This window comes from Pantoea sp. B_9 (assembly GCF_008632015.1).
GTDB classification, from domain to species: domain Bacteria; phylum Pseudomonadota; class Gammaproteobacteria; order Enterobacterales; family Enterobacteriaceae; genus Pantoea; species Pantoea dispersa.
In genome coordinates, this window is the sequence record NZ_VWVL01000001.1 from 57,059 (window position 1) to 70,630 (window position 13,572).

The window sequence follows — 13,572 nt, forward strand, 5'->3', positions numbered from 1 at the left end:
AGCGCTGTCAAAAGTATTCCACCTGCTACCGCCGCAATCACCGGTATTAGTGAAAAAAAAGACTGACTTAACCATGCATAGAACCAGGAAAAGATTCGTTTCATTTTGTCAGTAACCGTTCTACTAATGCCAATATTTGCTCATCATTTGTTGAGCCGGATTTGTTTAAGTAAATAATTTTAGACATTTCAGGTTCTATGAGATAATAAAGCATTTCTAATTTCTGTTGATACAGATCGAAATAATACTCCGGATCCGCAAATTTCAAATGCTGAGCTGCTGTTGCAGCGATTTGTATTTTCCCGTAAAATTTTAAAACTGTGACACTATAAAGCGATGTCCGGTCAATCACATCAACCAGCGAGCTCTTAAAAACTTTAGATTCGGTAACTATGCGCGCGATAAGAAATGAAATGGTGAGTTTTGAAGCTTTACCGCTTGTATAATTAGCCGCCTTTTCAGCAAGTTGGCGCACCAGATTTTGAACATTATGTTCACTGAGACGCGCAAGTTTTTTTCTAAAGTAGATTTCAACCATATCAAGGATGACATCATGTCGTGAAAAAACCTGTGGCAGAGCTGAAAACATACGAACATCTTCACTTCTCAGTCGTTTACATACATCTTTGTAATCATCAAAAACGCAGGAACTATACCAGCTAGCTCTTTCAATTCCCGAGGCAACCGTAGTACTGGCGGTTCGCGTTTCTTCACGCAGTTGCGCCAGTGCTTTTTCAAAATTGAGTGCAATTGTACGATCAGCCTGAAGCTTCAATTTCAGATACGACATGGTTAATCATCCCTTACTGTAGAAATCCTTAAGAAACGATTATATACTCATCACATCTTGTTGCAAGGAGCATGCATGGAAATGAAACGGATACTATTACTCATTGTCTTAACATTAGGCTACGCAATTGTTATTCCTGAGATCATGTTCAGGTTCCTTTCCGAATCATCGTATATGCTGTTAGGTAAATTAGTGAACCCTTTTCATGTTTTTTTATCGACCATTGATGCGTTGATTATCGCAACTATTTTATTATCTGCTTTTCTCTCATGGTTGACATTAAAGCTGATAGCGTCCATCGCTAAGCGGTAAGGTTTTAACGTACAAGCAGCATTTTGATACGGTGTCGGGGCTGAAAAGAATGTAAGTCAATTGACGTATGGGTTATTTACAAGCAATCATAAATAATGACTGGCAGCCAGAGTGCATGCAGGGAACATTTTAACTTCTTCGGGTAAACAGAAAATTTGCAATAAACTATTCGATTTAAGGCTTAATTTTTAGCAAATAGCTGGCAGGGCCAGATGTGCTAACGGCTGTTATTAAGCCGTAAAGATATCTTTATCCAGGTGCGCATAAATGCGCACCCTACATTGTACGGTCGCCGCTCATGGCGACCGATTCACCTGATGCGCACCCTGCGTTGTAGGGTCGCCATTCATGGCGACCACTTCATTTAACATCACAGCATAATTGTCAGCAGATAACCGGCAAACAGGGCCAGATGCGCTGCGCCGTTGAGCACGTTGGTGCGGCCCGTGGAGAACGAGATGTGGCACAAAATCAGCACCGCGCTCATCACCACCATATGCGGCGGCTCAAGCCCGAAAATCAACTGCTGACCGGTCAGGGTGGCAATAATGGTCACCGTCGGCACCGTCAATGAAATGGTGGCCAGCACCGAACCGAAAAACAGGTTCATCGCGCGCTGCACCTGATTCATCAGCACCGCCTTGATTGCGCCCAGACCTTCCGGCGACAGAATCAGCAGCGCGACGAGGAAACCGGTAAACTGCTCCGGCGCGTTCATTTCAGTGAGCAGCATTTCCAGCGAGTTGGCGTTCATCTTGGTCACGCTGATCACCGCAATCAGATGCACAATCAGCCACGCGGTGTGCCACAGCGAGCTGTGCGCGGAAGGCTTACCGTGATGCGGGTCGCCATCATCGCTCTCGTCTTCATGCTCGTAAACAAACAGGCTCTGGTGGGTTTTGGTCTGAATCAGCAGGAACACGCCGTACATCGCCGCAGAGATCGCCGCAATGATCAGCGCCTGCGCGGTAGTGAAATTGCCGCCGGGCAGGGCATTGGGAAACACCAGCACCAGAATCGCCAGCGGGAAAATGGCGATCATGTACTGCTTCACGCCGGCCAGGTTAACGTACTGGGTGGCAAATTTACGCCCGCCAAGCAGCAGGGCACAGCCCACCAGTCCGGCGGTAACGATCATGATGATGGAGTAGAGCGTATCGCGCATCAGCGCGGGCGCTGCATCGCCGGTCGCCATCAGCGCCGAAATCAGGCTCACTTCCAGAATTACCACGGACAGGCTGAGGATCAGCGAGCCGTAGGGTTCACCTAACCGGTGCGCCAGAACGTCGGCGTGACGTACTACGCTGAAGGCGCTGCTTAAAATCGCTACCAGCGCCAGCAGATTGATGCCGATTACCGGCAGAAGCGCTGTCTGGCCGCCAAAAAAGCTCAGCACCGCCAGCGCCAGAATCGGGAAAATCAGCGAATACTCGCTGTGTCGGGTCTTCTCATGTCCAGCCATGCGCCATCCTCTTCGGCAAAAAGAACAAAAACAGGCAATTGCTGCCTGATAAATATAGTGACTCATCTGACGAAGCGCAGTGTAACTTTTCACCACTGCTCACGCAGATTTTTTACGCGTTTTTACTTTTTGTCATTTTTCTCTGAACGAAGAGAAATTCGCGTTAATCAGCAAATTAGCCCTTTTCATCAGCAGGTTAATAGTGCGTGTTTCTCATCTATCCTGCGTGAAAGGAGGAAGAACAGAACTGAATCATCTGGCCTTATCCTCACTACCCGCCTTTTTTGCTGGCAGAAGTATGAAATAGCAGGTTTGCGTTTTTGCCGTTCTCTTCCAGACTTATACAGGGAACCTGAAACAGGAGGAACTATGCCTTATTCATCGAACCGGGAACTGCCAGACAGCGTGCGCCACGTGCTGCCGGGTCATGCGCAAACCATCTACCAAAAGGCGTTTAACAGCGCCTGGGATCAGTATAAAGATGAAGACGATCGTCGCGGTGATGAATCGCGCGAGCAGGTGGCACACAAAGTCGCCTGGGCGGCGGTCAAAAAAGAGTACGCCAAAGGCGAGGACGACAAGTGGCATCCTAAACACTAGCTCCCGCGCGGGCCACTGCGGCCCGCTTCACACTTCTCCGCGCTTCGTTCAAGAATCCTGCCAGGCAGCCGATGCTATTTACAGATAATTTCCCCTTTGTGATCGGGGTCAATCTTGAAACGTTTATGGCAAATGCATTACTGTCTTGTCTTAAGTCGACGCCGCGGGCGCCGCCTGTAAAATCGCAGATTCAGGGAGCCATAACGACAGGAAGGTCAGCGCAGTAGAGGAGATCGCAGTGTTAACCCGGGAATTCTTACTAAAAGCGGATTGCAAAACTTCATTTGGTGATATTGACGAAGCGCTGCTGTGGAGCTGTGAGAAGCGCGCGGCGTCGCTCTGCGCCACGCTTGCCTGTCGTCCCGATCAAAGCCCGGTGTGGATCTTCGGCTACGGTTCCCTGATGTGGAACCCGGTCTTTGAAGCGGAAGAGGTGGCGACCGGACGGCTTGAGGGCTGGCATCGTGCTTTTTGCCTGCGGCTGACCGCCGGACGCGGCACCGTTGCCGCACCGGGACGGATGCTGGCGCTGAAAGAGGGCGGTTCTACCAGTGGTCTGGCGTTTCGCCTGCCGGAAGCGCGCCTGCATGAAGAACTTGAGCTGCTGTGGAAACGGGAAATGATCACCGGCTGCTATCTGCCCACCTGGTGTGAACTGACGCTGGAGGATGGCCGTACGGTTACGGCGCTGGTGTTTATCATGGATCCGCGTCATCCGCTGTATGAAGCCGACTCCTGCCGCAGCACCATTGCTCCGCTGATCGCTCAGGCCAGCGGCCCGCTCGGCAGCAACGCGCAGTATCTGTTCTCACTGGAACAGGAACTGGGCAAACGCGGCATGCAGGAAGAGGCGTTAACGCGCCTTGCGGCCGAAGTGCGCGCGCTGCAGCAGAGCGCCGCGCGCGGCTAACCTCAATTACCGGGATTAATCAGCCAGGTGCCCGGCTGGTTAATCGTCAGCATCTGGCTGCGCACCTGGCTGCCGTGATGCACTTCAATACGATAGCTGCCTGCCGCCAGATTCAGCGAGGCGAAACCGCTGCTGGCGGGTTTCACATCCTTCGCTTCACCGTTCAGCACGATATTTTCCCCTGCCTGCAACTGCAGATAAACCGTCGCCATGGTTGGCGCGCTGCTGGCGGGTGCGCTGCCCGCTGATGGGGTCGCTGCCGGGGCGCTGCTGGCCGCCACCGGCGGTGCGTCGCTCGGGCGATTGGCTTTCCACACTACGACCACCACGGCAAGCAACGCCACGGCAGCGGCGGCGAGCAGGGCAGGCGACAAACGGCGCACATTGCGCGGCGTCACCGGTTCAATCGCGGCGGCAGCATGATTAACCGCCATTACCTGCGGTTCGGGCACGGCCGCTACCGGCTCCGGCGCGGACTGGCTCTCCACCGGGAAGGTCGTCACCAGCGCTTCGACATCGCTCACCGGCAGATCGATCAGCCGGGCAAAAGCATCAATACTCTGTGGCCGGTCTTCCGGCTTCATCGCCAGCGCGCAGTCGATCGCGTGCAGCAGCGGCAGCGAATACCCCTCAGGCTTGCGCTCCACCAGCGGCTGGTAGTTATCTTCAATGCAGCGCACCACGCTGACCGGCGGCGCGTGGCCGGTGATCAGCGTATGCAGCACCGCGCCCAGCGCGTAGATATCGGTCCATGGTCCCTGTTCGACTTCTCCCTCTTCGCTGTACTGCTCAATCGGCGCGAAGCCCGGCTTGAGCATGATTTCGGTTTCATCCGACAGGTTGCCAATCTCTTTGCGCGCCGAGCCAAAGTCGAGCAGCACCGGCAGCTGGTTTTCCTGAATCTGAATGTTATCGAGCGAAATATCACGATGCAGGTAACCGGCGGTGTGAATGGTGTTGATGGCACCAAACAGCGGCGGTAACAGACGGCGAATCCACGCTTCGTCAATGCTGTCCGGGCTTGTGAGCTGCCACTCTTTCAGCGTCATGCCGCTGTAGTAGAGCGTGCCCATGTAAGCCGTGCCGTTCTCTTCCCAGAAGCGCAGGACGTGTAGCAGACCGGGATGATTGAAGCGCGCCAGCAGCCGTGCCTCCTGAATAAAGCTGTTGCGTCCGGCATTAAACAGTTTCTGGAAGCGCTCGCCGCGCAGTTCCAGCGCCAGATCCGCACCGCGTACTGCCAGTGACACCGGCATGTACTCTTTGATGGCGATAGTGCGTTCCAGCTGATGATCCCAGGCGCGATAGACAATGCCAAAGCCGCCGCCGCCGATCACTTCCTTGATTTCAAACTCGTTAAACCGGTAGCCCGCAGGCAGGGCATTGGGGGTATGATTTTCGTTTGCCGACATAGTGAGCTCTCTGAACACGTCCTGTAGCGCCCCGTCACGCCGGTGACGGCGGGCAACAACCGCTAATTAATTAATGTTACGCCAGGCACCAATTGCCGGATCGGCCAGATCGGCGTGCAGGGTGTCAATCAGTAACACAGTCACTTTTTGCTGTGGCATAAACTGCGGCGACCAGATGCCGCGTAAGCTATCAACTCGCGATTTCACCGCTTCGCTATCCGTGCCGGTGTTTTTATCCATTTTAATCAGCAGCGTGCCGCTGAAGCGCCAGACGTGCTGCTGAGCATCAAACGGCAGCACCAGCCAGCTATCGCTGGCATCGGGCCGCGTGACAATCATGCGCTGTTTGTTCACCGCTACCACCTCCAGTGGCGTGCGGGTCAGCGTAAGATCGGCGATGGGATAACCCTGCAGGAAGGTTACCGTCTGGCTGCGCGTTTTGCCGTCACTCAGCAGCGTCATCGCCGCCGGACCTTCCAGCCAGCCCTCGGTTGAGCAATGCTGCTGCGGGTTCTCAGGGATAAACAGCGAACCGCCGTTTTCATCCCACCAGGTACGGAAATGGCAGCCGCCGGGCAGGGCGAAGTGCTGCAGCGGCGTGCTGTCGGCCGGACGCGATAAATCCAGCGGCGCTGCGGTATTGGCGCTGGCGCTGGCGGTCGCGTCGTTGAGGATGATCGGCCGCCAGTTCTGCAGTTTTGCCGCGCTGCCGTTAGCCAGCACGCTGCCCTCTTTGCTGGTCATCTGCCAGGGGATCTCATCCAGCAGGCCGCACTGGTTCGCCAGCAGCGTACCGACGCGCGGCAGGAAGCTGGTAAGAATGCTGGTGTCGCTGCTTTTACCGGACACGATGCGCAGCGGCAGCGTCTCTTTACACCAGTCGTCGGGCGCATTACTGGCAACGTTATCGATATAGACTTCCAGCGAAAGGCTGGGCGAGTAGACCACCCGGTAATCTTCCGCCTGCGCATTCAGGGCCAGTAACAGGGCGGCAACGCCCGGCAACCACAGTTTCATAATGATCCTTGCAATCAATAACGTGACGGCAGAAAACGTGCCGCATCAGCCTGGGAATAAAGCAGCGTCGCGTCCTGCGGTTCGCCAATCCAGATTGCCAGAGCGCTGAGATTGTCGCTTTTAACACTGCGGTTTACGGCCTGTTCCATCAATGCCAGCCACTCTTCGCAGGCGTTCACCATGCGCAGTGCCTGTTCCATTTCGTCGGTGGTGAGGTTGAGCCAGAAACCGTCGGTACAGACCAGAAATGCATCACCATCGGTCAGCTCAATCACCTCGCTAAAGGTGGCCGGTCGGGCCGGCTCAATACCCAGCGCATTATAAAGTAAATTACTGTTAATGCCGGTATTTTCATAGCCGGCTTCGCGCAGCTGCTGCGCCAGACTGTGGTCACGCGTCACCTGATGCAGCACCCCGTGGCGGAAGTGATAAACCCGGCTATCACCGGCGTGCGCCCACCATGCGCGCTGCGTTGTGCGGTCAATAAACAGGGCAGCAAGGGTGGTACTCATGCGCGAAAAATTCGGATTGTTCCCCTGGGCGCTGACCAGCGTTTGCTGACACTTTTCTATCGCCGCGCGCGTACTCTCCGGCGTGAACGTGTCGCTTTGCTGCAGCTGCGTCAGCAGGGTATCGCGCACCAGCTGGGCGGCATAATCGCCGCCGGGCAGACCGGCCACGCCGTCGCACACCAGAAAACAGGCTTTCTGTTCGTCGACTTCGGCACCGGTGCGATCCTGGTTTTCGTCACGCATACCCTGCTGGCAGCGGCTGGCAAACTTCATCTTCATGCGTCTTCGGTCCGCGTCTGGGAATCTTTGTACTGATTCACTTCCATGTCGTAGGCATGCAGAAAGGCTTCACCAAACAAGGTGTGGAAGTCATCTTCAATCTCGCCCGCGGTGCGCTGATAGTGGCGGAGAAAATAGTCCCACAGCGCCGCTTTGCGTCCGCCGCTGAACGGCATCTTAGGCAGCACGCCGTCTTTGCGCGCTTCCTCTTCCAGACGCTGCGGATTAAACGACTGCAGCATCGCGGCAATGATGGCGCGAATGCCGGCAATCATCCCCAGCTGATGCGCCTGTAAATCCACCAGCGCATCGCGCACCGCTGCTTCCGGTGGCATAAAGCCAGGCATCTGGCTCTGGTACATCTGCATCAGCACGGTTTTGCCGGAAGGCAGAATTTTAAACGGGTTGTTGGCTTCGTTAAGGATCATCGTCATGTCGGCTTTCACGCCGCGCTTGAGGATGGAGCGCGAAGAGAGCAGGGCAACCGTACCCTGCGAAAACAGGCTTAGCATGCGGCCAGTGACGCGCATCTGCTCTTCGGTGATCGGCGTCTGGTGACCATTATTCAGGCCCATGCCTTCCAGCAGCGCGGCGATCAGTTTGTCCTGATCGGCGCCCGGCAGCACGGCTGGCACTACGGGCGCATCGCTTTGCGGATCGATCGCCAGGCGCGCGTCCGGGCGGCGTTCGTGACGCGGACTGTCGCTCTGCGGCAGCACTTCCGGTTCCGGCACGTTTTCGTCCTGCTGCATACCCAGCGGATCGGCGGCGCTGTCAGCAAAAAACGCCAGCGGATCATCCTGCGGTGCGTTCTGACACGCCGGGTCGCGCACTTCCAGGCCATATTCGCCAATCTGCAGCGTATCGCCGTGGCGCAGCCGCACCTGCGAGCCGCGCTGTAGCGCCACGCCGTTCAGCACCACTGAAGTGACGCTGCCCTGGTTGGTCAGGCGGCACTCGCCGTCTGGCGACAGGTGCACCAGCGCCTGCAGGCGCGAGATGGCGCGCGATTCGTCAGGCAGCACCAGGTCGTTATCCTGGCTGCGGCCGATGGTCCCGCCGGGCGGGCTAAACGCGACGGTTTTGGCGGGCACATCCGTATTGCACTGCACAATGGTAAATTGCATGAGTCATCCCGTTAACAAGGCAAGCGCACTGGCCTATTCAAACATCGGTGGATAGAGGCCATTACGTCCCGGCTGGGCACCCGCCGCCGGGTTAAACAATAACGAAAAAAGTTGCGCGGTGAGCGGGCCACTGTGTTTATGCGTGGCGTGGGCAAAGCCGTCACTGCGATTACTCCACCAGTAGCTAATGTGCTGTTGGGGATCAAAACGATCGGCCACTTCACGCCAGCTCAGGGTGCAGGGCAAATCGTCAAAACCAATCACATCCATGATGTCGCTGCGCTGCTTATCCGGCAGCAGCAGCGGAGCCAGCTGCTGAATCTGCGTCTCCAGCGCGTCCGGGCTGTGGCGATCGCGCACCGCCTGCCACAGCAGCGCGCCGAGTTCCTGATACCAGTCGCCGGAGATCGCCAGTTGTGAAGCATGCCACGCGCTGAGCGGAATGCTGTGCAGCGCCAGCAGCGGCCACGCACGGCCGACGCGATCGCACGAGGGCAGCAGACAGCCCAACTGCACCTGCTGGCGCAGCGGCGATAGCGGCAGGACAAAATTCCATACCGGCGCGCGTAAAAACTGTTGCGTACTGGCCTCTTCCTGCTGATGCCAGTGGATTAAGCCTTGTTGAAACCAGTGGCTCCACGGCGTCACCGTGGCTTCACTGAGCCGCTGGCGCAGAAAATCACCGGTGGCCGGTAATTTGCCATACCAGCCCGGCGCGGTGTAACTCGCCATGGTTACCTCACCATTACTCACTGTGTCCGGTCAATCGCTGCGATACGGTGTGTGGCGCAACCGCCAGCATACGGCCATTCTGACCGGCATTTTTCAGATTTTCCGCAAGCTTACGCATCATCAGCGCATTGTCGCGCGCATAAGGCGAAGACTGAATCTGCTGATCGAGCAGCTGGCTAAGGTGCCAGTCAAGCTGCTGCAGATCGCGCGCGCTGACGTTGTCCGGCAGCGTGCGCTGCAGATTTTGCATCAGCCAGCCGCGCAGAAATTCGCCGTCGTAGTTACGCGGCTGATACAGCATCTGATAAGCGCGCAGCGCATTGCGGCTGTAGTCATTGTCGGTGCCGGGATCGTCACGCAGCAGGTTGGTAATTTGCTGGGCCACGCGCGGCAGCAGTAAAGACTTAAGCGCATTTTGATAAAGCACCCATGCGGCATCGCTCACCTGGTTACCGCGATACAGTCCAGCGCGCATGGTAAGCGGTGGATTGTCGAGAGAAAAATGCGCCGACAGCGGCAGTTTCACCAGGTTATTTAAGAAGGGTAGCAGATCAAAAATATTATCGGCTGGCTGATGAATAACCTGCTGACTTTGCGCGGTAATCGGCCCGATACGCGCCGCGACCTGATCGAGATAACGCTGATTCTGCACGTAGCTGGTGAGCCACAAACCGGAGAGCAGCACCAGCGCGCCGGTGAGCGCGCCGTAACCGATCCAGTGCAGCAGCCGGTTACGATACTCCCAGTGACGGTTGCTGCCGGCGAGGCCGCTTTCGCGGAACACCAGGTCGCTTAACAGGTCGCGAATAAAGAAGCTCTGGCCTTTGGTACCCGGAATCGGATTGCTGCGGTTAACGCTGTCCCACGCGGCAAGGCTCGACTCGCCGGTGTGTGGCAGCTGTAGCTTACGGTTGAGTTCGCCCATGATGCGGTCAAACGGCAGGCCTTCCTGGGTACCGCTGGTGAAGAACAGGCCGCGCGCCGACCAGGCAATCTCATCCTCATGGCGGGAAAACACCACGTCGAGATATTCGTTGAGTAACGGACGCAGCGAACTGAACTCCTGCGGGAACAGGAAGCTGTCGGCGCGCTGGGTGAGATCGCGCTCGCCGGCCATCACGTCGGCCAGCTGCTGCTGCAGACGCTGCTCCAGCTGCTGAAAGCGCTCGCTAAAGCTGCGGTGCCAGTCATCTTTATGCGGCTTGCCCGGTTCCCACGGGAAGGTGAAGCCCCAGATGGCATCGCGCTGTGGCTTACTCAGGTTGCCGTAAAAGCTCATAAACCCTTTCAGCAGGTCGGTTTTGGTGACCATCACATACACCGGGAAGTGAATGCCGGTTTGCTGATGCAGCTCAACCATGCGGCTGCGCAGCGCGCTGGCCTGGGCGTGACGTGCCTCAGCGGAATCGGTCAGCAGGTCGGCCACGCTGATGGTCATGATCACGCCGTTGATCGGCTGGCGCGTGCGGTAGCGCTTTAGCAATTTAATGAAGTTATGCCACTCGGCACCGTCGCGCGCGCGCTGGCTCTCCTGCAGTGCGTAACGGCCCGCGGTGTCGATTAAGACTGCGCTGTCGGTGAACCACCAGTCGCAGTGACGCGTGCCGCCGACGCCGCGTACCGACTCTTTGCCGAGGCTGTCGGTTAACGGAAACTCCAGGCCAGCATTCAGCAGCGCGGTGGTTTTACCGGCGCCGGGCGCGCCTATCATCACGTACCACGGCAACTGATACAGATAGTGACTCTGAAAACGCGCCAGCCAGCTTTTCTGATGCCGGCGACCAAACTGGGTGCGTTTCAGCCGCAGCGCCGCTTCACTGAAGCGCTGGGTCAGCAGCGTCTCGGTCGCCTGGCGATCGGACGCTTCTTCGTGACTCATCTCCTGCAGGCGATTGAGCAGCTTGCTGTTAAACCAGCCGCGCCAGATGGCGGGAATAAACTGGAACAGCACCCAGCAGAAATAGAGCAGGCCGACCGCCAGCTGGCGCGGGAATACCGGCTCCAGTGGACGGGTGTCACCCCAGCTCCACAGCGGACCGAGCATCCACAGCACGCAGCTCAGTGCCGTGACGCCAATCAGGCCCCACAGCAGGCGATGGGTTAACAGATGTTGGAGTGATGCGCGCATCACTGGCCTCCCTGATGGTTGCCGAGGGTTTCCGGTGCCGCAAACAGGGTGATCTCCACCCGGCGATTGCGGGCGCGGTTTTCATTGCTGTCATTGGGTAACAGCGGATTGCTGTCACCGCGGCCTTCGGCTTTAACGCTGTGACCGTCCGCCAGCTGCGTATTCAGCAGTTGCGTAACGGCACGGGCGCGGGCGAAGGAGAATTCATAGCTGGAGGCGAAACGGCCATCCACCGGACGATTATCGGTATAGACCGATACCAGCACCGTGCCTTTTACCGTCTTCATCGCGCTGGCCACATGCGCCAGCAGCGCGCGGCCAACCTGGTTTACCACCGTACCGTCCGGCGCAAACAGCTTGTCCGCAGGGATGATCACTTTGCTGCCAAAGGCACCATCGCTCACTTCCAGCTGGCCTGCGGCAATCACGTCGTTAAGACGCTGATGCAGATCGAGCAGCGCCTGCGGTGAGGTGGGGCGGCGGCCCGGCATGATTTGCGGCAGCGGGGTTTGATAGATGGCGCGCAGCAGCGGTTCGGCCGCATTGCCCAGCCGCCAGTTGAGCCCGCTGTAGATCAGACAGGCAATGAGCGTAGCCAGCGTGACGCAGGCCCACAGTGGCACCATTGGCCGCGTCAGGGTGCTGACCAGCGGATGTACTTCCACCAGCGGCGCGCGCGGTGGTGTCGCCGGGCGGGTTTCCGTAATCAGCTGCGCCAGCCGTTTACGGATGCCTTCACACTGTGCGCGTCCGCTGTCGCTGCCGCGATAGCGCCCTTCGTAGCCCAGCAGCAGGCAGTAGTGAATCACTTCCAGCAGCCATAAATGCTGCTGCGGGCTTTGCGACACGCGCGACAGCAGCTGGAACACTTTTTCGCCGCCCCAGCTTTCGTTATGAAAGGTCACCAGCATGCCGTTGCCGGACCAGACGCCGCGCGTGCCCCAGGGGGTTTGCGCCGCCGCTTCGTCCAGCACGCTACACAGGCAGTAGCGTGCACCGATGATCATCTCAAATGGCAAACCCGCCTGCTTGCAGCGTTGCTCGAACTGGCGGATCTCTTCAATTAGCAGCTGACGCAGGCCGGCGGGATCGTCGTGCGTCGCCGCCTGCCGTATACGCACGACGGCATTCAGAATCGGTGCTGCGGCATTCAGCAAAAGGTTATCGTTGCCCGCGACAATGCCATCGCGGGCAAGGGAGTCCTGAGTCATTAAATCTCGATTATCCTGGCAATAACGGAACGGTTAGCCCGCAAAGCAGCGGTGTGCTGCGGGCAATATGCGCCGGATTGCATCATCAGTCTAAGATCCAGGTCGCGGTATCATTGGTGCGGCATGCTTTACTGGCGCCGCCCACGGCCACGCAGACCTGTTTAGTACGACGGGGACGCGGCCGGTCGCTGCGCAGCGTGGCATCATAGCGGCTGCTCTCCACGCCAGCTTTGGGGGGCACGTAGCCAATCAGCTGACCGCTGGGTTCTTCTGCAATCGCCAGCCAGTTGTGCTCGACGCGACCCAGCACCTCAAAGGTTTGGGCGTTATCCAGATAACGGACCACTTTGCCGCCGTAATCCGGCAGGGTCATCACAGAGGCGGCATACAGCGCGCGAAAGCTCTCATTCACCGGGGTAAATTCACCGGGTGCTGCCACTGCATGACGATGAACCAGTTTTACGCCGTTCACTTCGCTGGTGACCAGGGTGTCATCCGTCACGGGCGGTGGAGGCGCTTTACATCCCGCCAGCGTTAAAGCCGCCAGCAGCGTTAGCAAGAGACTCTTATTCACCATGATCCTCAAATTTTCATCAGTGTCGCTGCAGAGTTGTATCCGGCACGCACTCAGCGGGCGGGCAGATTATGCAGTGAGAAGGCCACTAAAAAACAGTCAAATTACAGAAAGATAGTGCTGACTTAAGTCTACCTAAGACTTTTGAGAATTCAAACCATTGCACCGCGGCAAATCCCGTGCTACCGGGCGAAAAAACGCCTTAACGGCACGCCGCGATAGTTCTGGCTGGGACGATAGATAAGCTGCATTAATTTATTTGCGTAAGCAAGCGCGGCTGGTGTGCGGCGCGACATTTGCCCCCTGATGGTGCTTAAGGGAATTGGTAAATAAGATTTATCTATTTTTTCAGATAAAAAAAGATTGCGCGGCGAAACAATTTTATGATTTTCGGAATTTCCGGGCGCAGCCACGTCTTTAACCCAGCCAGTCCGGCACGGCTTTTGCTTGCTCCACCACTTAACCGTATTACGCAGCAAAGGTCGCGGAACCGTTCGCTGGTGATT

Annotated in this window: 13 protein-coding genes; 2 read left to right on the plus strand and 11 right to left on the minus strand. The window is 56.9% G+C overall.

The window, feature by feature from the left end:
- Window positions 1-100: 100 nt before the first annotated feature.
- Both F3I21_RS00255 and chaA read right to left on the minus strand, forming a co-directional pair.
- Window positions 101-790 carry a hypothetical protein gene (locus tag F3I21_RS00255; protein WP_021312832.1) on the minus strand — a complete coding sequence of 230 codons (690 nt, stop codon included), beginning with the start codon at window positions 788-790 and terminating at the stop codon, window positions 101-103.
- A gap of 682 nt (window positions 791-1,472) precedes the next feature.
- A complete protein-coding gene (gene chaA, locus F3I21_RS00265; RefSeq protein WP_021508693.1) occupies window positions 1,473-2,564 on the minus strand; it encodes a sodium-potassium/proton antiporter ChaA in 1,092 nt (363 codons plus the stop codon).
- 369 nt (window positions 2,565-2,933) lie between these two features.
- Between chaA and chaB the strand changes: the two genes are divergently transcribed.
- A complete protein-coding gene (gene chaB, locus F3I21_RS00270) occupies window positions 2,934-3,164 on the plus strand; it encodes a putative cation transport regulator ChaB (RefSeq protein WP_021313035.1) in 231 nt (76 codons plus the stop codon).
- A gap of 238 nt (window positions 3,165-3,402) precedes the next feature.
- Window positions 3,403-4,074, plus strand: a complete 672-nt coding sequence (locus F3I21_RS00275; protein ID WP_021508695.1) for a gamma-glutamylcyclotransferase — start codon at window positions 3,403-3,405, stop codon at window positions 4,072-4,074.
- A 2-nt stretch (window positions 4,075-4,076) separates the two neighbouring features.
- Here F3I21_RS00275 and F3I21_RS00280 read toward each other — a convergent pair whose 3' ends face one another.
- The 9 genes from F3I21_RS00280 to F3I21_RS00320 form a co-directional block, all read right to left on the minus strand.
- Window positions 4,077-5,486, minus strand: coding sequence for a serine/threonine-protein kinase (locus tag F3I21_RS00280; RefSeq protein WP_150057863.1), 1,410 nt, complete (start codon window positions 5,484-5,486; stop codon window positions 4,077-4,079).
- Between the two features lie 66 nt (window positions 5,487-5,552).
- Window positions 5,553-6,503, minus strand: coding sequence for a hypothetical protein (locus tag F3I21_RS00285; RefSeq protein ID WP_058757494.1), 951 nt, complete (start codon window positions 6,501-6,503; stop codon window positions 5,553-5,555).
- Between the two features lie 14 nt (window positions 6,504-6,517).
- On the minus strand, window positions 6,518-7,294 hold the full coding sequence (locus F3I21_RS00290) for a PP2C family serine/threonine-protein phosphatase (protein WP_058771213.1): 777 nt from the start codon (window positions 7,292-7,294) through the stop codon (window positions 6,518-6,520).
- Window positions 7,291-8,421, minus strand: a complete 1,131-nt coding sequence (tagH, locus tag F3I21_RS00295) for a type VI secretion system-associated FHA domain protein TagH (protein ID WP_125310408.1) — start codon at window positions 8,419-8,421, stop codon at window positions 7,291-7,293. The genes F3I21_RS00290 and tagH overlap by 4 nt, the downstream gene beginning before the upstream one ends.
- Before the next feature lie 33 nt (window positions 8,422-8,454).
- The gene (tagF, locus tag F3I21_RS00300; RefSeq protein WP_058771215.1) at window positions 8,455-9,153 is read right to left on the minus strand and encodes a type VI secretion system-associated protein TagF; all 699 of its coding nucleotides are present in this window, start codon (window positions 9,151-9,153) and stop codon (window positions 8,455-8,457) included.
- A gap of 13 nt (window positions 9,154-9,166) precedes the next feature.
- Window positions 9,167-11,281, minus strand: coding sequence for a type VI secretion system membrane subunit TssM (tssM, locus tag F3I21_RS00305; protein WP_150057865.1), 2,115 nt, complete (start codon window positions 11,279-11,281; stop codon window positions 9,167-9,169).
- A complete protein-coding gene (icmH, locus tag F3I21_RS00310; RefSeq protein ID WP_058780675.1) occupies window positions 11,281-12,492 on the minus strand; it encodes a type IVB secretion system protein IcmH/DotU in 1,212 nt (403 codons plus the stop codon). Before icmH ends, tssM begins: the two co-directional genes overlap by 1 nt.
- Window positions 12,493-12,577: 85 nt before the next feature.
- Window positions 12,578-13,069: a hypothetical protein gene (locus F3I21_RS00315; protein ID WP_021509952.1), complete on the minus strand. Its 492-nt coding sequence runs from the start codon at window positions 13,067-13,069 to the stop codon at window positions 12,578-12,580.
- A gap of 179 nt (window positions 13,070-13,248) precedes the next feature.
- A complete protein-coding gene (locus tag F3I21_RS00320) occupies window positions 13,249-13,545 on the minus strand; it encodes a hypothetical protein (protein WP_150057867.1) in 297 nt (98 codons plus the stop codon).
- Window positions 13,546-13,572 lie beyond the last annotated feature (27 nt).

Bases quoted from the DNA above. Each gene is read 5' to 3' on its own strand.
- tagF (WP_058771215.1), bottom strand. From the start codon at position 9,153: ATGGCGAGTTACACCGCGCCGGGCTGGTATGGCAAATTACCGGCCACC.
- tagH (WP_125310408.1), bottom strand. From the start codon at position 8,421: ATGCAATTTACCATTGTGCAGTGCAATACGGATGTGCCCGCCAAAACC.
- F3I21_RS00315 (WP_021509952.1), bottom strand. From the start codon at position 13,069: ATGGTGAATAAGAGTCTCTTGCTAACGCTGCTGGCGGCTTTAACGCTG.
- tssM (WP_150057865.1), bottom strand. From the start codon at position 11,281: ATGCGCGCATCACTCCAACATCTGTTAACCCATCGCCTGCTGTGGGGC.
- chaB (WP_021313035.1), top strand. From the start codon at position 2,934: ATGCCTTATTCATCGAACCGGGAACTGCCAGACAGCGTGCGCCACGTG.
- icmH (WP_058780675.1), bottom strand. From the start codon at position 12,492: ATGACTCAGGACTCCCTTGCCCGCGATGGCATTGTCGCGGGCAACGAT.
- F3I21_RS00255 (WP_021312832.1), bottom strand. From the start codon at position 790: ATGTCGTATCTGAAATTGAAGCTTCAGGCTGATCGTACAATTGCACTC.
- F3I21_RS00285 (WP_058757494.1), bottom strand. From the start codon at position 6,503: ATGAAACTGTGGTTGCCGGGCGTTGCCGCCCTGTTACTGGCCCTGAAT.
- F3I21_RS00290 (WP_058771213.1), bottom strand. From the start codon at position 7,294: ATGAAGATGAAGTTTGCCAGCCGCTGCCAGCAGGGTATGCGTGACGAA.
- chaA (WP_021508693.1), bottom strand. From the start codon at position 2,564: ATGGCTGGACATGAGAAGACCCGACACAGCGAGTATTCGCTGATTTTC.
- F3I21_RS00280 (WP_150057863.1), bottom strand. From the start codon at position 5,486: ATGTCGGCAAACGAAAATCATACCCCCAATGCCCTGCCTGCGGGCTAC.